General features: G+C 66.7%; 17 protein-coding genes. 8 read left to right on the forward strand and 9 right to left on the reverse strand.

Annotation, left to right across the window (positions count from 1 at the left end; genetic code table 11):
- Nucleotides 1-88: 88 nt before the first annotated feature.
- Nucleotides 89-640 carry a TlpA family protein disulfide reductase gene (locus NWF24_RS26875; RefSeq protein ID WP_258351206.1) on the reverse strand — a complete coding sequence of 184 codons (552 nt, stop codon included), beginning with the start codon at nt 638-640 and terminating at the stop codon, nt 89-91.
- Nucleotides 641-1237 (reverse strand): hypothetical protein, encoded by a 597-nt coding sequence (locus NWF24_RS26880; protein ID WP_258351207.1) that lies wholly within the window; start codon nt 1235-1237, stop codon nt 641-643.
- A 111-nt stretch (nt 1238-1348) separates the two neighbouring features.
- Between NWF24_RS26880 and mpl the strand changes: the two genes are divergently transcribed.
- Entirely contained in the window at nt 1349-2752 is a 1404-nt protein-coding gene (mpl, locus tag NWF24_RS26885; protein ID WP_258351208.1) for a UDP-N-acetylmuramate:L-alanyl-gamma-D-glutamyl-meso-diaminopimelate ligase, read from the forward strand.
- A complete protein-coding gene (locus NWF24_RS26890) occupies nt 2749-3267 on the forward strand; it encodes a cupin domain-containing protein (RefSeq protein WP_258351209.1) in 519 nt (172 codons plus the stop codon). The genes mpl and NWF24_RS26890 overlap by 4 nt, the downstream gene beginning before the upstream one ends.
- Before the next feature lie 8 nt (nt 3268-3275).
- Here NWF24_RS26890 and NWF24_RS26895 read toward each other — a convergent pair whose 3' ends face one another.
- The 4 genes from NWF24_RS26895 to rodA all read right to left on the reverse strand — a co-directional run bounded on the left by NWF24_RS26895 (nt 3276) and on the right by rodA (nt 7879).
- A complete protein-coding gene (locus NWF24_RS26895) occupies nt 3276-4394 on the reverse strand; it encodes a 3-deoxy-7-phosphoheptulonate synthase (protein ID WP_258351210.1) in 1119 nt (372 codons plus the stop codon).
- Nucleotides 4395-4629: 235 nt separating this feature from the next.
- Nucleotides 4630-5163, reverse strand: a complete 534-nt coding sequence (locus NWF24_RS26900) for a hypothetical protein (protein WP_258351211.1) — start codon at nt 5161-5163, stop codon at nt 4630-4632.
- A gap of 42 nt (nt 5164-5205) precedes the next feature.
- Nucleotides 5206-6666 carry a metalloprotease TldD gene (gene tldD, locus NWF24_RS26905; RefSeq protein WP_093056227.1) on the reverse strand — a complete coding sequence of 487 codons (1461 nt, stop codon included), beginning with the start codon at nt 6664-6666 and terminating at the stop codon, nt 5206-5208.
- A 58-nt stretch (nt 6667-6724) separates the two neighbouring features.
- A complete protein-coding gene (gene rodA / locus NWF24_RS26910; RefSeq protein ID WP_258351212.1) occupies nt 6725-7879 on the reverse strand; it encodes a rod shape-determining protein RodA in 1155 nt (384 codons plus the stop codon).
- Nucleotides 7880-8008: 129 nt separating this feature from the next.
- Between rodA and NWF24_RS26915 the strand changes: the two genes are divergently transcribed.
- A complete protein-coding gene (locus NWF24_RS26915) occupies nt 8009-10090 on the forward strand; it encodes a carboxypeptidase regulatory-like domain-containing protein (RefSeq protein ID WP_258351213.1) in 2082 nt (693 codons plus the stop codon).
- Nucleotides 10091-10135: 45 nt separating this feature from the next.
- On the opposite strand, the gene NWF24_RS26920 is transcribed toward NWF24_RS26915, so the two are convergent.
- Together NWF24_RS26920 and NWF24_RS26925 are read right to left on the reverse strand one after the other, a co-directional pair.
- Nucleotides 10136-11980 (reverse strand): sensor histidine kinase, encoded by a 1845-nt coding sequence (locus NWF24_RS26920; RefSeq protein ID WP_258351214.1) that lies wholly within the window; start codon nt 11978-11980, stop codon nt 10136-10138.
- 6 nt (nt 11981-11986) lie between these two features.
- On the reverse strand, nt 11987-12733 hold the full coding sequence (locus tag NWF24_RS26925; protein ID WP_258351215.1) for a response regulator transcription factor: 747 nt from the start codon (nt 12731-12733) through the stop codon (nt 11987-11989).
- Nucleotides 12734-13119: 386 nt separating this feature from the next.
- Between NWF24_RS26925 and NWF24_RS26930 the strand changes: the two genes are divergently transcribed.
- From NWF24_RS26930 to mtgA, 5 genes are all read left to right on the forward strand, one after another.
- Nucleotides 13120-13713: a YqiA/YcfP family alpha/beta fold hydrolase gene (locus NWF24_RS26930; RefSeq protein WP_093056235.1), complete on the forward strand. Its 594-nt coding sequence runs from the start codon at nt 13120-13122 to the stop codon at nt 13711-13713.
- A 72-nt stretch (nt 13714-13785) separates the two neighbouring features.
- Complete coding sequence (locus tag NWF24_RS26935; protein WP_258351216.1) at nt 13786-15852, forward strand: ribonuclease catalytic domain-containing protein; 2067 nt, start codon at nt 13786-13788, stop codon at nt 15850-15852.
- A 49-nt stretch (nt 15853-15901) separates the two neighbouring features.
- Nucleotides 15902-16756, forward strand: a complete 855-nt coding sequence (locus NWF24_RS26940) for an energy transducer TonB (RefSeq protein WP_093056238.1) — start codon at nt 15902-15904, stop codon at nt 16754-16756.
- Between the two features lie 30 nt (nt 16757-16786).
- Nucleotides 16787-17635, forward strand: a complete 849-nt coding sequence (gene aroE / locus NWF24_RS26945) for a shikimate dehydrogenase (RefSeq protein WP_258351217.1) — start codon at nt 16787-16789, stop codon at nt 17633-17635.
- Nucleotides 17632-18375, forward strand: a complete 744-nt coding sequence (gene mtgA / locus NWF24_RS26950; protein WP_258351218.1) for a monofunctional biosynthetic peptidoglycan transglycosylase — start codon at nt 17632-17634, stop codon at nt 18373-18375. The genes aroE and mtgA overlap by 4 nt, the downstream gene beginning before the upstream one ends.
- On the opposite strand, the gene NWF24_RS26955 is transcribed toward mtgA, so the two are convergent.
- A complete protein-coding gene (locus tag NWF24_RS26955; RefSeq protein WP_258355359.1) occupies nt 18341-18760 on the reverse strand; it encodes a ribosomal maturation YjgA family protein in 420 nt (139 codons plus the stop codon). The two genes, mtgA and NWF24_RS26955, sit on opposite strands and share 35 nt — an antisense overlap.
- Between the last annotated feature and the right edge of the window lie 2 nt (nt 18761-18762).

Genomic DNA, 18762 nt, shown 5'->3' on the forward strand with positions numbered 1-18762 from the left:
CCGGCTGAGCCGGTCTTCAGGACATAACTTGTTCGAAAATCGGTGATTTTCGGCGTTCGGCGTCTAACGCCAGCGTAAGGAACTGATTCTAACCATGAACCAGTTCGCGTCGCCAAGTGTCCAGGTCGGTGGTCTCAAGCTTGCCCATTTTACGGGCGGCCACGGAGCCGTTCGCATTCAGGACCAGCGTGAAGGGCAAACCGCCACCCGTATTGCCCAGATTCTTCACCAGCTCCGTGCCCTGAAGGCCGGCCAGGCCGGTTGGGTAGGTGACGGGCGTGCGTTGCAGGAACTTGCGCACAGCGCTCGGCTGATCGATGGCCAATCCGACCACTTGCCAGCCGTTGACACCATTTGCACGGAAGAAAGCGTCGATCATCGGCATTTCTTCAACACAGGGCGGGCACCACGTCGCCCAGAAGTTGAGCAGCAGCGGCTTGCCGCGCAGGCTCGACAGGACGAGGTCACCGCCCTCTGGGCGCTCGAAGCTCTGGGCCCAGAAGGCCGCGTCGAGCATCTCCCCGCCCGCTGCGCCACTGCTGCTGCGCTCCTTCCACCATGCGCCGCCGAGCCCGGCGGCCGCAGCCGCTGCCGCCACGCCGGCATAGAGCATGCCGCGTCGGGTGGGCGAAGAAGTCATTCACTTGTCCTTTTCTCGTTCAATCAGTCGGCGCAATGCGGGCAGATCGCCACGTGGCACGCGCCCCTGGGCGTCGGGCTTCAAGGCCCCGCGCAGGTCGTCGAGGTCGTAGACCAGCAGGTGCACGCCGATTTCCTCGCCGAGCGCGCGGCTCGGGGCGTGCACGCTCAGCGCCTCGACCTGCTCGCCATGAAAGCCGGTCACCATGCGCGGCTCGTAGTCCACGTGGTGATCGATCAGGGCGATTTCGGCCGATTTGGAATCATCGCAAAACAACTGAATATAAATGTCTGACAACCGGGTGGCCGTTCCATGCCACACGGCGCCGCCTACATGGGGTCGGAAGACGGCCATGCGCTCCATCCATTCGAGCGCAAGCAGTCGCAATGCATGCAATTCCTGCGGCTGGGTGTCGGCACAGAAAAGCTCGATGTACTCGCGCACCTCGGCCTCGACCTCGTCGTTGTTCGGCAGCGCGGTGCGCGCCGAAAGACCCAGGTCACGCAGGGCCCGGCGCTTGGCCGGACCATATTCCAGTCCCTCCTCGACGACGAGGCGGGCTGCAGCGGCGGCAATTTCACGCTTGGACGTGTCCATCGGGGCATTTTGCCCGCAGTACGCGCCCCACACACCAACATCAGTACGAAGCGCAGGACAAACACGTGGCCCGGGCAAGGGGGCGGCACATCGCTTCCCTAGAATCGACCGATGCACATTCATATTCTGGGTATCTGCGGCACGTTCATGGGTGGCGTGGCCGCCCTGGCGCGCGAGGCAGGCCACCGGGTCACGGGCTGCGACGCCGGCGTGTACCCCCCGATGAGCGACCAGCTGCGCGCCCTCGGCATCGACCTGATCGAAGGCTTCGGCGCTGACCAGCTCTCCCTGGCTCCCGACATGTTCGTGGTCGGCAACGTGGTGTCCCGCGCGCGACTGCCCGACGGGAGCCCCAAGTTCCCTCTGATGGAAGCCATCCTCGACGCCGGCAAGCCCTACACCAGCGGCCCGCAATGGCTGGCCGAGCATGTGCTGCTGGGCCGCCATGTGCTGGCCGTGGCCGGCACGCACGGCAAGACGACGACCACCTCGATGCTGGCCTGGGTGCTGGAAAAGGGCGGCAAGGCGCCCGGCTTCCTGGTGGGCGGCGTGCCGCTGGACTTCGGTGTCTCGGCCCGGCTGGGCGACGGCCCGGCCTTCGTGATCGAGGCCGACGAGTACGACACGGCCTTCTTCGACAAGCGCAGCAAGTTCGTGCACTACCGGCCGCGCACCGCCGTGCTGAACAACCTCGAGTTCGATCACGCGGACATCTTCGATGATCTTGCAGCCATCGAGCGCCAGTTTCATCACCTCGTTCGCACCGTGCCGGGCACTGGCCGGCTGGTAGTGAATGCCACTGAAGAAAGCCTGCAGCGCGTGCTGGGCCAGGGCTGCTGGAGCGAGCTCGCGCGCTTCGGCACAGGTGGTGAATGGCAGGCGCGCGGCGCGCACGACGCCTTCGACGTGCTGCAGCGGGGCGAAGTGGTGGGCCGAGTCGAATGGGAACTCTCGGGCCTGCACAACCAGATGAACGCGCTGGCCGCCATCGCCGCGGCCGAACATGTGGGCGTAGCGCCGGCCGAGGCAGCCCGTGCGCTGGGCAGCTTCCGCAACGTGCGCCGGCGCATGGAGCTGCGCGGCACAGTCGAGCAAGGCGGCGGCGCAATCACGGTCTACGACGACTTCGCCCACCACCCGACAGCTATCCGCACCACTCTCGACGGCCTGCGCAAGAAGCTGGATGCCGCTGGCAAGAAAAGTGAGCGCATCCTCGCGGCCTTCGAGCCGCGCAGCAACACGATGAAGCTGGGCGTCATGGCGGCACAGCTGCCCTGGAGCCTGGAATCGGCCGACCTGTCGTTCTGCCACACGGCCGGGCTCGACTGGGATGCCGCCGCGGCGCTCGCGCCGATGGGCGACCGCGCGCAGGTGGCTGGGGCCATCGAGCCGCTGGTGAAGCAGATCGTCGCAGCGGCCCAGCCGGGCGATCACATCGTCTGCATGAGCAACGGCGGCTTCGGCGGCGTGCACGACAAACTGCTTGCGGCGCTGCGCTCGGCGGCGGCATCATGACCGCCATGCCGCTCACACGCGCCCGCGAACTGATCGAGACCCTGAAGCTGCAGCCCCACCCCGAGGGCGGCTGGTACGGCGAGGTGTTCCGCTCAGCGTCGAGCGTCACGCCCGCCGACGGCCGCGCGCCGCGCAGCGCGCTGACCAGCATCTATTTCCTGCTCGAAGCGAACCAGCATTCGCGCTGGCACCGAGTGCTGTCCGATGAAGTCTGGGTGCATCTGGAAGGCGTGCCGCTCACGCTGTGGACCGGCGACGCCGCAATGCGCACGGCACCAGCCCATGTGCGGCTGGGCCCGGTCGATGCACACGGCACGCGTCCCCAGCACGTGGTGCCCGCCGGCCAGTGGCAGGCGGCCCGGCCGATCCAGGGCCACAGCTCAGGCGACTACACGCTGGTCGCCTGCATGGTCGGGCCGGGCTTCGACTTCGCCGACTTTTCGATGGTGCCGCCCGACAGCGACGAAGCTGCGTCGATGCGGCACCACTGGCCCGATCTGGCCGGAATGCTCTAGCCCGGGCCTCAGCCCCGGCGCTGCTTGACCGCCTTCGAGAGCGTGTCGAGCACCTGCACCGAATCGTCCCACCCCAGGCAGGCGTCGGTAATGCTCTTGCCATATTCGAGGTCCGACAGCTGGTCCTTGCCCGGCGTGAACTTCTGGGCACCCGGCTGCAGGTGGCTTTCGACCATGACGCCGAACACGCGGTTCGAGCCGCCGGCGATCTGCGCGGCGATGTCCTTCGCCACGTCAATCTGCTTCTGGTGCTGCTTGGAGCTGTTGGCATGGCTGCAATCGACCATCAGCGTGGGCGGCAGCTTGGCGGCTTCGAGGTCCTTGCAGGCAGCTTCGACGCTGGCGGCGTCGTAGTTCGGCGCCTTGCCACCGCGCAGGATCACGTGGCAATCGCGGTTGCCGTTGGTCTGCACGATCGCGACCTGGCCGTTCTTGTGCACCGAGAGAAAGTGATGGCCGCGGGCCGCCGCCTGGATGGCATCGGTGGCGATGCGGATGTTGCCGTCGGTGCCGTTCTTGAAGCCGATGGGCGCCGACAGGCCCGAGGCCAGTTCGCGATGGACCTGGCTTTCGGTGGTGCGCGCGCCAATGGCGCCCCAGGAGATCAGGTCGCCGATGTATTGCGGCGAGATCACGTCGAGGAACTCGCTGCCCGCCGGCAGGCCGAGCCGGTTGATGTCGATCAGCAGTTGGCGCGCAATGCGCAGACCTTCGTCGATGCGGAAGCTCTCGTCGAGGTACGGGTCGTTGATAAGCCCCTTCCAGCCGACCGTCGTGCGCGGCTTCTCGAAGTACACGCGCATCACGATTTCCAGCGTGCCGGCGTATTTCTCGCGTTCGATCTTGAGGCGGCGGGCGTATTCGAGCGCAGCGGCCGGGTCGTGGATCGAGCAAGGGCCCATGATCACCAGCAGCCGGTCGTCCTTGCCGGCCATGATGTTGTGGATGTTGCGGCGGGTGCCTTCGATCAGGGTTTCAACGGGCGTCCCGCGAATCGGGAAAAAGCGGATCAGATGTTCGGGAGGGGGCAGCACGTTGATGTCCTTGATGCGTTCGTCGTCGGTCTTGCTGGTTTTTTCGACGCTCGCATACCAGCTGTCGCTGGCCGGGGCAGTGTTCGTGCTCATGGTTGCTTCCTTGTCTGTCGGGTTTGAGTGGATATCGCAGGGGCAAAAAAAAACCGCCGGGGCTCAGGGCACCGGCGGTTTTGGGAGGGTGTTCGTTTGCTTTACGCGCTCGCCTCTCGTCCGCCGGAAACCGGGAACCAAAAGTAGGCAAAGAAATAAGCGCGGAGGGCGGACATGTGCGCGAAATGTAGCACGGAAAGCAAAAACCCGGTCAAGCGGCCGGGTGCGGCGTTGTTTACCGGTAGCCCGACTCGTTGGCGTTGTGGATGATCCAGATCAGGTTACCGCTGGTGTATTCGCCCATGCCGCCACCGGCGAAGACCAACCGGCCCTGGCCTTTGTAGGTCATCTCGAAACGGTGGCGGTCGCTGCCGAAATAGAACGGAATGAAGGCCTTGCCCGTAACGTACGCCCCCTGGTCGGTCGGCGGGCCCGCAAGGTCGGTGACCTGCTTGGCGCTCATGCCGATCTGCAGGCGTGTGAACTTGCTGTTGCGCGCCGGGTTGCCGGTGATTTCGCCTTCGTAGCCGTTCAGGCCCTTGACGGTGCGGCCGCTGCCTGCTTCGACCTTCGACGAGTCGACCACGTTGCCCTGGGCATCCATGCCGGCCTTCGCGCCGCCGCGCGCCGGTGCCGCGGGGGCGGGTGCCGGCGCAGCCGCAGGCTGGCTGCCCCCGGAGCCGCCGCGCGACGCGCAACCCGCGCCCGCCAGCACTACAACGGCAGTCACGGCCCACAGAGCCGCGGACGAATTGATCCTGATCCTCATCGAACGCTCCTTGTTGTGAAAGGAGCGCAGCTTAACAAGCCCTCAGGCCGTGCCGCCTACGGTCAAACCATCGATGCGCAACGTCGGCTGGCCGACGCCCACCGGCACGCTCTGGCCTTCCTTGCCGCATGTGCCGACGCCCGAGTCAAGCGCCATGTCGTTGCCGATCATGGTCACGCGGGTGAGTGCGTCGGGGCCATTGCCCACGATGGTCGCGCCCTTCACCGGGTACTGGATCTTGCCGTTCTCGACCCAATAGGCCTCGCTGGCCGAGAACACGAACTTGCCGCTCGTGATGTCGACCTGCCCGCCGCCGAAGTTCGTGGCGTACAGGCCCTTCTTGATGCTGGCGACGATTTCCTTCGGGTCCTTGTCGCCGCCAAGCATGTAGGTGTTGGTCATGCGCGGCATCGGCACGTGTGCGTAGCTTTCGCGGCGGCCGTTGCCTGTGGGCTTGACCTTCATGAGGCGCGCATTGAGCGCGTCCTGGATGTAGCCCTTGAGGATGCCGTCCTCGATCAGCACGTTGCGCTGGCTGGCGTTGCCCTCGTCGTCGACGTTGAGCGAGCCGCGGCGGTCGGCGATCGTGCCGTCGTCGAGCACCGTGACGCCCTTGGCCGCCACGCGCTGGCCGATGCGGCCGGAGAACGCGCTTGAGCCCTTGCGGTTGAAGTCGCCCTCCAGGCCGTGGCCAATGGCTTCGTGCAGCAGGATGCCGGGCCAGCCGGAGCCGAGCACCACGGTCATTTCGCCGGCCGGCGCCGGGCGTGCGTCGAGGTTGGTCAGGGCGGCTTTCACGGCATGGTCGACGTACTCGGCGATCTGTTCGTCGGTGAAATAGGCCAGGCCGAAACGCCCCCCACCGCCGCCGGAGCCGATTTCGCGGCGGCCGTTCTGCTCGGCGATCACGGTGACCGACAGGCGCACCAGCGGGCGCACGTCGGCGGCCAGCGTGCCGTCGGCACGTGCCACGAGCACCACGTCGTACTCGCTTGCAAGGCCCGCCATGACCTGCGCCACGCGCGGATCGCGCGAGCGGGCCAGCTTTTCGACCTTTTCGAGCAACTTCACCTTGGTGGTGCTGTCGAGCGTGGAAATGGGGTCGATGCCGTCGTAGAGCGAGCGGCTCGATGCGATCTTGCGGGCCGGCGTCTTCACACGGCCCGTGCGGCCGGCGGAGGAAATGGAGCGCACCGTGCGCGCCGCGTCGAGCAGCGAGGCCTCGGAAATGTCGTCTGAATAGGCAAAAGCGGTCTTCTCGCCACTGACCGCACGCACGCCAACGCCCTGGTCGATGCTGAAGCTGCCGGTCTTGACGATGCCCTCTTCGAGGCTCCAGCCCTCGCTGCGCGTGTACTGGAAGTACAGGTCGGCGTCGTCCACCCGGTGCGCGGTGATCTCGGCCAAGGCCTTGCTCAGGTGCGATTCGTCGAGGCCGAACGGCGTGAGAAGAAGCTGTTGCGCCGTGGCGAGGCGCTCGATGGTGGGTTCGCGAGAGATCATCGTGACATTCTAGGCAGCCGCCCTCTTCCGCGCTGCCCCAAAGGGCACTCTGGCGCTACTAGTTCTGCGCCAGCTTCCTTGCCCGGGCGATCGACATCAGGATCCCCAGCCCCAGCCCCAGCGTCACCATGGCCGTACCGCCATAGCTGATGAACGGCAGCGGCACCCCCACCACCGGCAGGATGCCGCTCACCATGCCCATGTTCACGAAGGCGTAGGTGAAGAAGATCATCGTCACCGCCCCTGCCAGCAGGCGCGAGAACAGGGTCGCCGCATTGGTCGCGATCACCAGCCCCCGGAAGATCAGCAGGATGAAGGCCGAAATCAGCGCCAGGTTGCCCATCAGCCCGAATTCCTCGGAATAGGCGGCAAAGATGAAGTCGGTGGTTCGCTCGGGAATGAATTCGAGGTGCGTCTGCGTACCCTGCATGAAGCCCTTTCCGCCCACCCCGCCCGAACCGATGGCGATCATCCCCTGGATGATGTGGAAGCCCTTGCCCAGCGGGTCCTTGCTCGGGTCGAGCAGCGTGCACACGCGCTGCTTCTGGTAGTCGTGCAGCACGCGCCAGTCGACCCCGTCGGCGCACAGCTTCGACTCGAAGCCCACGATCAGCGTCACGGCCACCGCGCCGATCAGCACCGGCGGCACGATCAGCTTCCACGGCAGCCCGGCAAAGAAGATCACCGCCAGCCCGGCGGCCAGCACCAGCAGCGAGGTTCCCAGGTCGGGCTGCTTCATGATGAGCCCGACCGGCACCGCCAGCAGCACCGTAGCTACCACGAAGTCGAGCGGCCGCAGCTGGCCTTCGCGCCGCTGGAACCACCAGGCCAGCATCAGCGGCATTGCGATCTTCAGGATTTCGCTGGGCTGGATCACCACGCCCACGTTGATCCAGCGCTGGGCGCCCTTCTTGGTGATGCCGAACAGCGCCACCGCCACCAGCAGCGCCACGCCCATCGTGTAGAGCGGCACGGCGGCCAGCATCAGCCGCTGCGGCGGCACCTGCGCCACCACGAACATGATGAAGCCGGCCAGCAGCATGTTGCGGCCATGGTCGACGAAGCGCGAGCCATGGTCATAGCCGGAGGAATACATGGTCAGCAGCCCGGCGAACGCGAGCAGCAGCACGGCGAAGGCCAGAAAGCCGTCGAAGCCCTGGAAGATGGGCGCAATGCGACGCGCCAGGGAGGGCTGATTGAACACGGCAGACATGGGGGCGGATTATCCGGCTTATACGAATCCCCGGCGCGTGTCCCCCCGTGGAAATCCCCATCCCCGACTGTCATGGGTCGTTCGCCTCTTGCTCTTACATTCGGGGATTCATAAAAAAGGGAGGATCGGATGGCGTCTCAACGTCTGCGCTTGTCGCTCGTGGCAGGTCTTTGCATTTCGGTCGTCGCATGCGGCGGCGGTGGCGGCGGAGGGAGCTCAGGGCTGCCCTTCGGACTGGCCGGCTCGGGTAACTCGTCCACCCCGAATTCCTCTGCTTCGACCTCGCCCACCCTGAGCGGCACGGCCGCCACCGGCGCGGCCTTCGGTGGCGCCACCGTCACGGTCCAGGATCAAAGCGGCGCGACGGTCTGCACCACCCAGACCGACGGGCAAGGCACCTACCACTGCGCGCTGTCCGCAGCCACCAAGGCGCCCCTCGTAATCACCGCGGTGCGCGACGACCAGTCGCTCTACAGCACCGTTGCCAGCAACGGCGGCACCGCCAACATCACGCCGCTGACCACGGTCATCGTCTCTCGGCTCTCGCCGGATGGTCGCCCCGCCAATCTGGCGGCGGCCATACAGGCCAACGCTGGCACCGTGACCGACGCGCGCCTGCAACAGCAGACAGCCGCGCTCGTTGCAGCGCTCCAGCCGGTGCTGGACGCCCTCGGGCAGGCCACCGTCGATCCGATCACCGGCCAATTCAGCGCCGACGGCACCGGGCACGACAAGGTACTCGACGCGCTGCTGGTCAGCGTGCGCCCCGACAGCGGCGCTGCCAACATCGAGATCACGGTGAAGGGCCTTCCGTCGGGCGACGACGCTGTACCAGCCTCCATCATCTTCCGTAGCAGCGATGCCTCCGTTCCGGCTCTGCCAACGGGCATTACGCCAGACCAACTGGCCGGCCTTCCCGCGCCGGCCTTGCTGGCCAATCTGCTCGACCGCCTGAACGCGTGCTACCGACTGCCGCTGTCGCAGCGCGTCTCCGCGCCGAACGACACAACGGCAGTGACCGGCGGGCCGGTTGATGTGATCGCGCCCGCCTGCCGCGAGCTCTTCGTTGGAAACGACCCTGCCGGCTACCTCCACAGCGGCTTCGGCGTGGGCCGCGACGCCGACAACCAGGGCAGCTTCACCAGTCTCTTCCGTCCCGAAAACACGGGCCGCACCTGGGACCGCGCCAACTTCGAGTTCTTCCGTCCGAACGGCGACCTAGCACTCAGCTACCGCGCGACCGACGTGGGAGACAACGTCACCTTCGGCACCGTCACCGTGCGCAAGGTGGGCAGCACGCTCAAGCTCGCTGGGGACGGCCATGTCTACGCCTCCAACGTGCGCCCGGTGTTCGCCTACCGCGACATGATCAACTCCCCCGCGTTCAACTCGTACACCACGGGTTACGGCATCCCGATCCGGAATCGGCAGGAAGGCGGCGCGGCAGTCTTCAGCAAGGTCATCGTGACTTCGCCGCTGAACAAGGTCCTGACCTTCATCCCGCAACCCGGCCTGTCGTTCCTCGTGGTGACCAGGCCCGACGGCACGCCGGAGCTCAACAACGGCATCAATCTGCGCGGCATCTACGAGAACCCGTCGACGCCCGGCAGCCTGGCGAGCCGTGAGCCCGGCATCGGGTTGCTCGACCCCCAGTACACCGACACGCAGATCAGCCAGTTGCAGGACCAGAGCGTGTGGAAATTCGAGTTCGTGCACGCGAAGCCGGGCGTACCCAACGTGATCCAGTACGAACGCACCCTCTCTCGCGCAGCAACGATCGGCGAGATCCGCCAGCAGCCGCTGTTCGACCTGGCGCCCGCCATGCGCACCCAGCTGGTCTCCCGCACCAATGCCGACGCTGGCTTGGTCTACCCCACGAACAGTGCGGGCCAGCCGAACATCCTGGACATCAGCGTCACTGGCAACCAGGATGCGTGGGTCGTGCCGAGCGGCGCGCTGGCTCCCGCCGTGCTGACGGCCTACGGCTTCGCCAAGTCGGGCACCCGCTTCAACGACAACATCGCGCTGCCCTCCACGGCGCGCAAGGCGGTGATCGACTGCTCCGCCGAGACGGCCGGCGACACGCATTGCGACAGCGCTGCTGGCAAGCAGTACGCCGAAGGCACGCGGGTGCATTACCTGGCGTTCGAGGCCTACAACGCGCGCAGCCTCGGCATCACGCGCTACGTGCTGTTCTACAAGCAGTTCTGAATGAACATCTGAGGGCCTCGCACCGGGGCACCGGGTGCGGGGTTCTCAATCGAATTCGAGCTGAACGACCGTGCGTCCGGGTCGGCTTTCAACCGTCAGCCGGGCCCCGATGGCCCCCGAGCGCTCCGCCAGCGACCGCGGCCGATGCTTCACGGCGTCAAAGCCCTTGCCGTTGTCGATCACCCGCAGTTGCACCGTCGTGCCCTGCATCCCGGCCTCGAATCGCAACACGGTGGCCTGGGCGTGCTGCAGCACGTTGGAGATCGCCTCGAAGAGCAAAAACTGCAATTGCCGCATGCCTTGCGCGCCGAGCCGCTCTACCGGCTCCACCTCGTCCACCGCCCATTCGAACTCGATGCCCGAAGACGCCAGGCGGGGCTCCAGGCGGTAGCGCGCCGCTGCCAGCAGCGCACCCACGTCGCCCGGCGGCAGGTGGATCGAATCGATCTGCAGCTTGAGCTGGTCCAGCGAATCGCGCAGCGTGCGCAGCAGGTCGCCCGAGCTGGTCTGGCCCGACTGCAGCTGCCGGATCGCCGAAGTGATGTGCGAGCCCATGCCGTCGTGCATTTCGCGCAGGATGCGTTCGCGCTCGTGGGTGCGCGCCTGGTCGCGCGCCGCGGCCTCGAGTTCGGCATACGTGGCCGCCAGCTCGCGTTCGCGCTGGGCCACCCGCTCGGCCAGGGCCGCGACCGATCCGCGCGCCAACACGCTCGCCGCACGAAAGCGCCGCAGCACGATCAACAGCAGCGCCACGCCGAAGAACACCGACGAATAGCGCACCCAGGTGGTCTCGCCATAGGCGTCGCTGAGGCGGATCACCAGCCAGTCGCGCACGCCGAACATCACTGTCACCAGAGCAGCGCCGGCCACCAGCAGCCGCTCGGCGCTCGGCTCGCGCAGGGTGGCGACAGCGAAGGCGCTGACGAAGGCCAGGACGAACACGATCTGGACGGCAAGCCAACCGGTGAGCCACATCGGCTCCTCGCGCTGCAGCGACAGCGCGCTGAACAGCACCGTAGCGGCCACGATGCCCGCGACAGGCCAGCGCACCCACCGGTAGCGGCGGTCGCGCCCCCACCCCGCGAGGTGGTAGACGAACATCATGGAAGAGGCGGCCCAGCCCGCATAGCAGGCGGCCATCAGCACGCCCCATGGCCCCCAGGACAGGGGAGGCTCGGCGATCACGCCGTCGGCCACCCGCACCGCCCAGCAGAACTCCGCCAGCGCGGCCCAGAAGTAGATGCCGTCGCGCCGCTGGGCGCCCTTGGCATCGACGTCGACCTGCGTCAGCCACAGCGCCAGCGCGATGCCGCCGACGATCAGGCTGAAAGCCATCAGCAGCACCGAGCCGGTGAAGCGCCATGCATAGGCGCTCTCGAAGAGTTCGGTGCGCACCGGCGCGGCCGGTCCGATGACCACTTGCGACAGCCCCGCGCGCCGGGCGGTATCGGCGTGCAGGCGGATCTGCAGGAGGTTGTCGCCCTTGCGCAGCAGGCGCCCGGGCACCGGCACGTAGATGGGCGCCTTGGCGTAGTCGGCGTCGTTGCTGCGGTCCAGGTCGCCGTAGACCTGCAGCAGCGCGTCGTTCAATTTCACCTCGAAGACGTTGCCGACGCGTGGAATGAAGATGCCCCACGGCGTCTCGGGCTCGGCCTCGAGCGTGAACGGCAGGTCAAAACTCGCCATGCCGGGGCGGCCGTTGTGCTGGCGGTCCCAGTGGTAGGACAGCTCGACCGGCTCGGTGCGCGTAACGCCGTCGACCGTGGTCGTCACGGTGCCCTGGCGCAGTTCGATCGGCGCCTCGGACGCGACCGCGCTGGAGACGCCGGCAATACCCGCGAGGAGCATCGCCAGCCATAGCATCAGCAGCGACGCCCATTTTGGTCGCATCTGTGCTCAGCCCGGATGAGACAACAGGCCGAGCCGCGTTGCTTCGAAAACGGCCTCGCTCTTGGAATGCACGGCGAGCTTTCCGTAGAGATTCTTGATGTGGGTCTGCACGGTGTGCACGCTCAGACCCTTGAGCCGCGCGATCTCCGCGTACGAGAAGCCGCGCGCGATCAGCGTCAGCACCTCGTGTTCTCGTGCCGACAGCAGGCCGCGGTCGGACTCGTCCGCGGCTGCTTCGGGCGCCGCACCCGGCGGCGCGCCGGGAACGACCGCCGATTGCAAGCTGCGGTACTTCGCGAGCACACGCCGCGCGATCATGGGCGAGATCGGCGAGGCGCCTGCCTTCATCTCCACGATGGTCTGCGCGATGTCCTCCGGCGCGGCGTCCTTGTGGATGTAGCCTACGGCACCCGCCTCGATGCTGGCGAGCACGTTCTCTTCGTCGCCGAAAACAGACACCACCAGCGGCTCGCACCCGGGAAAGCGCGCCACGGCGTCGCGGATCACATCGAGTCCGGTGCCGTCGGGCATGCCGAGATCGACCAGCAGCACGTCGGGAATGGTGGTGGTGCGGGACAGCCAACCCAGCGCTTCCTGCACCGTGCCCGCACTGCCGAGCCAGAAAAGGCGCGGGCTGCGCTGCACGCTGGCCTCGAAAAAGGCGCGCGCGCGGCTATCGTCTTCGACGACCAGCACACCCCAGCGGCGTAGCGTCGCGTCGTCCTGAGCCTCAGTGTTCATGGGCATGAGCATAAGCCCCGGCGCGCACCGGGAATCCATACACGCCTCCCCCGTTCATGGGATGCCCACGATGAAGCATCACCGCGAAACTTTCGCCGCTTTTTTGCAGGGCATATCCCCCTTCCCATGCAAATGAAGTAACCCGAACGTAGGCCATTCATGCCGCAGTGGTCAAGGATTTAGTACTTTTGAATTCCAGTCGCACGGCACACCCCCGAACCGGGGCACGCGAAATGCCGGCGCGCCTCGGGCTCTCAGTAAGCTACGGCCTTACCGAAGAACCTCGCCCGGCGGGTTTTTTGTATGTTGGAAGCGGCCTCGCGAGAACAGACCTCATGCAGAATTACCCGTTCCCGGCAAGCGAGGTGCGACGCTCGCACCTCCCGTCTTTTCCTCGCATGGATCCGCAAACCACACACCTGCTTTACCTGCACGGTTTCCGTTCTTCGCCTCGTTCGACCAAGGCCCGGATCGTCGCGGAGCGCGTGGCGCGGCAACATCCGAATCTGCAGTGGTGGTGTCCGCAATTGCCGCCGTCGCCGCACGACGCCATCGACATGGTGATGAAGGGCATCGCGCACTGGCCGCGCAAGTCGATGGCGGTGGTGGGCTCGTCGCTCGGCGGGTACTACGCCACCTACGTGGCCGGCATGACGCGTTGCCGAGCGGTGCTGCTCAACCCGGCCGTGCATCCCGCGCGCGACCTCACGCGCTACATCGGCGACCAGACCGTCTGGCATGACCCGGCCGAGCATTTCTACTTTCGTCCCGAATACATCCACGAGCTTCGCGCGATGGAAGTCGGCCCGCTCACGCGGCCAGAACGCGTGTTCGCGATCATCGCCAAGGGCGACGAGGCGCTTGACTGGCACGAAATGTCCGCGCGCTACCCCGACAGCAACATCAAGCTGCTCGAGGGCAGCGACCACGCCCTGTCGGATTTCGAAAAGGCCCATCTCGACGACGTGATGGCCTTCATCAACCCGGTCTAGAACTCACCCCCAGGCTTCCACGGCATCCCCTGGAATGGAATCGCGCCCGTTCCAGCGTGGGAGAATCCGCGGATGTTTGTATTGTTTGAAGAAGCCGGCAAGTACCTCGGCGGCCGCGTGCTGTCGGAGGCCGAAGCATCGGCACAAGTCGAGCTCGAAACCGGCAAGCGCGTCAAGGTCAAGGGCGCCAACATCGTTCTGCGTTTCGAGAAACCGTCGCCCGCCGATCTGATCGCCGAGGCGCGCTCGCTCGCCGCCGCTCTTGATCTCGACCTCGCCTGGGAGTTCGCGCCCGAGGGCGAATTCGCATTTGCCGAGCTGGCCGCCGAATATTTCAGCGAAAAGCCCTCGCTCGCCCAGCAGGCGGCCGCCCTGTTCGCGCTGTTCGAGGCGCCGCACTACTTCCGCCGCGCGGGCAAGGGGCGCTTCAAGAAGGCGCCGGCCGAGATCGTGCAGCAGGCGCTGGCCGCCATCGAGAAGAAGAAGGTCATCCAGGCGCAGATCGCCGAGTGGGCCGCGCAGCTGGCCGAGGGCGTTTGCCCCGCGCCCGTGCGCGAGCAGCTCTACAAGATCCTGTTCCGCCCCGACAAGAACGCCCCCGAATACAAGGCCGTGGTCGACGCCGCGCGCGCCACGCAGCGTCCGCCGCTCGACCTGCTGGAGCGCGCCGGCGCCATCGACTCGCCCTACCAGTTCCACTGGCGGCGCTTCCTGTTCGAGAACTTCCCCAAGGGCACCGGCTTCCCCGCGCTCGCGGCGCCCGCCATCGTGGACGACTTGCCCGTGGCCTCCGAGGTGCAGGCCTTCTCGATCGACGATTCGCAGACCACCGAAATCGACGACGCGCTCTCCGTGCAGGGCCTCGGCACCGGCACCGTCACCGTCGGCATCCACATCGCCGCACCGGCCCTGGCGCTCACGCCCGGCAGCGCCATCGACAACGTAGCGCGTGCGCGCATGTCGACGGTCTACATGCCGGGCTACAAGATCACGATGCTGCCCGACGATGTGGTCAACACCTACACGCTGCTCGAAGGCGGCGACCGGCCTGCCGTGTCGCTGTACGCGCGCTTCGACGAAGCCACGCTGGAGCTGCAAGGCACCGAGACGAAGCTGGAGCGTGTGCCCATCGTGGCCAATCTGCGCCACGACCAGCTCGACACCGTCGTCACGCAGCCCTGGCTCGAAGACGCGTCTTTCCAGAGCGACAACACGCCAGAAGCGGCGGCCAAACTGCGCGCCCCGCTCTCGTTCCTGTTCCGCCTTGCCAAGCAGCTGAAAGCGCAGCGCGAAGTGGTGCGCGGCAAGCCCGAGAACTTCAACCGGCCCGATTACAACTTCCGCCTCGTCGGCAACGAGGGCGAGCCCACCGGCAGCGAGCAGGTGCAGATCAGCACGCGCCAGCGCGGCGCGCCGCTCGACCTGATCGTGTCCGAAGCGATGATCCTGGCCAACAGCAGCTGGGGCGGCTGGCTCGGCGAGCTGGGCGTGCCCGGGCTCTACCGCAGCCAGGCCAGCCTCGCGCCCGGCATCAAGGTGCGCATGGGCACGCGCGCGCTGCCGCATGCGGGCCTTGGCGTGAAAAGCTATGCGTGGAGCACCTCGCCGCTGCGCCGCTACACCGACCTGGTGAACCAGTGGCAGATCATCGCGGCCGCGCGCCACGGCAAGACTGCTGCGCTGGCTGCGCCCTTCAAGCCGAAGGACGCCGACCTGTTCTCGATCCTCTCGGGCTTCGACGCGGCCTATGCCACGTACAACGCCTACCAAGGCGGCATGGAACGCTTCTGGACGCTGAAGTACCTGCAGCAGCAGGGCATCACCGAGCTCGAAGCCACCGTCATCAAAGACCTGCCCAACGGCGCGCTGGTGCGTGCCGAAACGCTGCCGCTGGTGTTCCCAGTGGCCGGCCAGCAGGAACGCGGCGCCCGCCTGCGCGTGAAGCTCGGCGAGATCGACGAGATCGCGCTCGACGTGAGCGGCACGGTGCTCGAACGCCTCGACACTCCGAAGGCCGATGCCGCCCTCGCAGACGAAAGCGATGAGGGCGACGAAGAAGAAGTGGTCGCAGGCCCAATTGCCATTGCCGTCGACCTGAGCGACAGCGAGGCTGCTGCGCCCGAAAACACACCCGCATGAATTTCGGCGGATCGTCCGAAGAAATGCGGCCCCTGGAGGAGTTTCGAGAATGAACTTCAAGGACCTCAGCACGCTGCAGATTGCACTGGGCGTGTCGGTCATTGCGCATGCCGCACTGCTCGCGGTGCGCTTCGTCGATCCCGAATCGTTCAACAAGGTCTTCAGCGACACACCGCTCGAAGTGATCCTGGTCAACAGCAAGACCAACGACAAGCCCGACCCCAGCGCCCGGCTGCGGGCCCAGACCTCGCTTGCAGGCGGCGGCGACCTCGACAAGGGCCGCGCAACCAGCCCACTGCCGCCGTCGAGCTTCACCACCGTCGGCGATTCGTTCGAAGATGCGCAGCGCAAGGTCGACGCGATGCAGACCGAGCAGATGCAGATGCTCACCCAGCTCAAGCGCGACCTCGCCGCAATGCCCGCGCCCGACCCGCGCAACCCCGGGGACCCGACCGAGGCCACGGCGCAGGAAGAAAAGCGCCGCCAGATGATCAATCTGCTGGCCGAAATCGAGCGGCGCGTGAACGAAGAAAACGCACGCCCGAAGAAGCGCTTCCTGAGCCCCTTCACGCGAGAAGCGGCCTTCGCCACCTACGTCGATTCGCTGCGCCGCCGGGTGGAAGCGCAGGGCACTGCCAACTTTCCGACGCTCGCCGGCAAGAAGCTCTACGGCGAGCTGACGATGACCATCACGGTCAACTTCGACGGTCGCCTGCTCTCGACGGTTGTCGATGAAAGCTCGGGCATTGCGCTGCTGGACAAGCGCGCCCAGGCCATCGTTGCCAGCGTCGGCAACTTCGGCACGTTCACCGACGCGATGCGCAAGGAGCACGCCGACCAGATCGTGATCCGGCCGCACTTCCGGTTCGCGCACGACGGGTCGGTCGAACTCTCCTCGCAGTAGAAGCAGACGCAACAAAAGAAGGCAGACGCCATGGACCTGTATTGCGTCATGGGCAACCCCGTCGAGCACAGCCGCTCGCCGCGCATCCACGCACGTTTTGCCGAGCTCTGCGGCCAGCAGATGGACTACGGCCGGCGGCTGATTCCGCTCGGCGCATTTGCCGAAGGCATCGCGGCCTTTCGCAGCGAAGCCGCCGAACGCGGCGACACCGCGCGCGGCTGCAACATCACCGTGCCCTTCAAGTTCGAAGCCGCCGCGCTTGCCCAGCACACCAGCGAACGCGCCCTGCTCGCGCAGGCGGTCAACACGCTGCGCTTCGACGCCGACGGCAGCATCCATGCGGACAACACCGACGGCATCGGCCTGGTCAACGACATCGTTCGCAACGCGGCCGTGCCGCTACAAGGCAAGGCGCTGCTGCTGATCGGCGCGGGCGGTGCGGCGGCCGGCGTGCTCGGGCCGCTGCTCGACGCGGGCGCTTCGCGCGTCGTGGTGGCCAATCGCACCGTGGGCAAGGCCGTCGAGCTGGTGCGCCGACATGCGGCCATTGCGCTGCGCCACGGCGCGTCGCTCGAAGCCTGGGCGCTCGACGAAGTGCCGGGCGCTTTCGACGTGGTGGTCAACGCCACCGCCTCCAGTCTTGCGGGCGATGCGGTGCCCGTGAAGGCCAGCGTGCTGCGCGCTGGCGGACTCGCGGTCGACATGATGTACGGCCCTGCTGCGGCGGGCTTCATGGCCTGGGCCGAGGCGCACGGCGCGGTCGCGCGCGACGGGCTCGGCATGCTGGTCGAGCAGGCTGCCGAGTCCTTCGAGATCTGGCGCGGCGTGCGGCCGCCTTCCGCGCAAGTGCTGGCTGAAGTTCGAGCCGAGCTGAAATGAAGGCAGTGCTGCGCCTGATCGCCTGCCTCGTGGTGGCGGGCGTGGCACTCGAGCTGTTCTTCGTGGTGCGTATCGCGGCGATGGCGGTGATCGATCCGCAGAGCACTGCGTTCCAGCGCTCCGAGGCTTTCCAGATCACTATCCACCAGGGCAGCGGCGCCGGCTGGCGGCAGGAGTGGGTGCCCTACGCGCAGATCAACGACACGCTCAAGCGCGCCGTCATCGCGAGCGAGGACGCCGGCTTCGTCGACCACAACGGCGTGGAGTGGGAAGCCATCGAGCGCGCGCGCCAGCGCAATGCCAGGGCCGAAGAACTCGCCGCCAAGCGCGCAGCACGCGCGGTGGCGCGGGGAAGGCCGGTACAGCCGGTTCGCCTGCGTGGCGGCTCCACCATCACGCAGCAACTCGCGAAGAACCTGCTGCTGTCAGGCGAGCGCACCTTGCTGCGCAAGGGCCAGGAGCTGGTGCTCGCCACGCTGCTCGAAGTGCTGCTCGACAAGCGGCGCATTCTCGAGATCTATCTCAACAACGTTGAGTGGGGCGAAGGCGTGTTCGGTGCCGAGGCGGCGTCGCAGTACTACTTCCGCAAGCCGGCCTCGCGCCTGAGCACCAACGAGGCCGCGCGCCTGGCAGTGATGCTGCCGAGCCCCAAGTTCTTTGAGCGCCGGATCGGCTCGCCCTACCTGAGTGGGCGGGCGTCGACGGTCATGGCGCGGATGCCTGCGGCCGAGCTGCCCTGACGACCGCACCGCGCAGGCCCTCGATGGCCAGCACGGCAGCAAAGCCGATCACGTAGGCCAGCACGTCCCACCAGTCGGCGGTGCTGCCGAGCACGATACGCAAGGCGCGGTTCGGAATGTGCAAGTGCCACGCCGCCGCAAGGTACTGCCCGAGTTCGACCGCGAGACCCACGCCCAGCGCAGCCAACGCCAGGGGCAACACCCGCGCGCCAATCACCGTCCTGAAGACGAAGTAGACCCACACCACGGCCAGCACGTCGCCGAAGAAGCTGCGCAGCCAGCCCCAGCGTGCGCCGACGGTGGCCAGCAGCACGAGAACAAGAAACAGGGCCACCGCCCACACGAGTGAAAGAGGATCAAAACGCCATCGCATGGCCCGTATCATCG

Source organism: Variovorax paradoxus, assembly GCF_024734665.1.
Classification (GTDB): domain Bacteria; phylum Pseudomonadota; class Gammaproteobacteria; order Burkholderiales; family Burkholderiaceae_C; genus Variovorax.

Excerpts from the sequence above, each read along its gene's own strand:
- NWF24_RS26925 (WP_258351215.1), bottom strand. The coding sequence starts at position 12,733 with ATGCTCATGCCCATGAACACTGAGGCTCAGGACGACGCGACGCTACGC.
- tldD (WP_093056227.1), bottom strand. The coding sequence starts at position 6,666 with ATGATCTCTCGCGAACCCACCATCGAGCGCCTCGCCACGGCGCAACAG.
- NWF24_RS26890 (WP_258351209.1), top strand. The coding sequence starts at position 2,749 with ATGACCGCCATGCCGCTCACACGCGCCCGCGAACTGATCGAGACCCTG.
- aroE (WP_258351217.1), top strand. The coding sequence starts at position 16,787 with ATGGACCTGTATTGCGTCATGGGCAACCCCGTCGAGCACAGCCGCTCG.
- NWF24_RS26915 (WP_258351213.1), top strand. The coding sequence starts at position 8,009 with ATGGCGTCTCAACGTCTGCGCTTGTCGCTCGTGGCAGGTCTTTGCATT.
- NWF24_RS26900 (WP_258351211.1), bottom strand. The coding sequence starts at position 5,163 with ATGAGGATCAGGATCAATTCGTCCGCGGCTCTGTGGGCCGTGACTGCC.
- NWF24_RS26875 (WP_258351206.1), bottom strand. The coding sequence starts at position 640 with ATGACTTCTTCGCCCACCCGACGCGGCATGCTCTATGCCGGCGTGGCG.
- NWF24_RS26935 (WP_258351216.1), top strand. The coding sequence starts at position 13,786 with ATGTTTGTATTGTTTGAAGAAGCCGGCAAGTACCTCGGCGGCCGCGTG.
- mtgA (WP_258351218.1), top strand. The coding sequence starts at position 17,632 with ATGAAGGCAGTGCTGCGCCTGATCGCCTGCCTCGTGGTGGCGGGCGTG.
- NWF24_RS26880 (WP_258351207.1), bottom strand. The coding sequence starts at position 1,237 with ATGGACACGTCCAAGCGTGAAATTGCCGCCGCTGCAGCCCGCCTCGTC.
- NWF24_RS26930 (WP_093056235.1), top strand. The coding sequence starts at position 13,120 with ATGGATCCGCAAACCACACACCTGCTTTACCTGCACGGTTTCCGTTCT.
- rodA (WP_258351212.1), bottom strand. The coding sequence starts at position 7,879 with ATGTCTGCCGTGTTCAATCAGCCCTCCCTGGCGCGTCGCATTGCGCCC.
- NWF24_RS26895 (WP_258351210.1), bottom strand. The coding sequence starts at position 4,394 with ATGAGCACGAACACTGCCCCGGCCAGCGACAGCTGGTATGCGAGCGTC.
- mpl (WP_258351208.1), top strand. The coding sequence starts at position 1,349 with ATGCACATTCATATTCTGGGTATCTGCGGCACGTTCATGGGTGGCGTG.
- NWF24_RS26940 (WP_093056238.1), top strand. The coding sequence starts at position 15,902 with ATGAACTTCAAGGACCTCAGCACGCTGCAGATTGCACTGGGCGTGTCG.
- NWF24_RS26955 (WP_258355359.1), bottom strand. The coding sequence starts at position 18,760 with ATGATACGGGCCATGCGATGGCGTTTTGATCCTCTTTCACTCGTGTGG.
- NWF24_RS26920 (WP_258351214.1), bottom strand. The coding sequence starts at position 11,980 with ATGCGACCAAAATGGGCGTCGCTGCTGATGCTATGGCTGGCGATGCTC.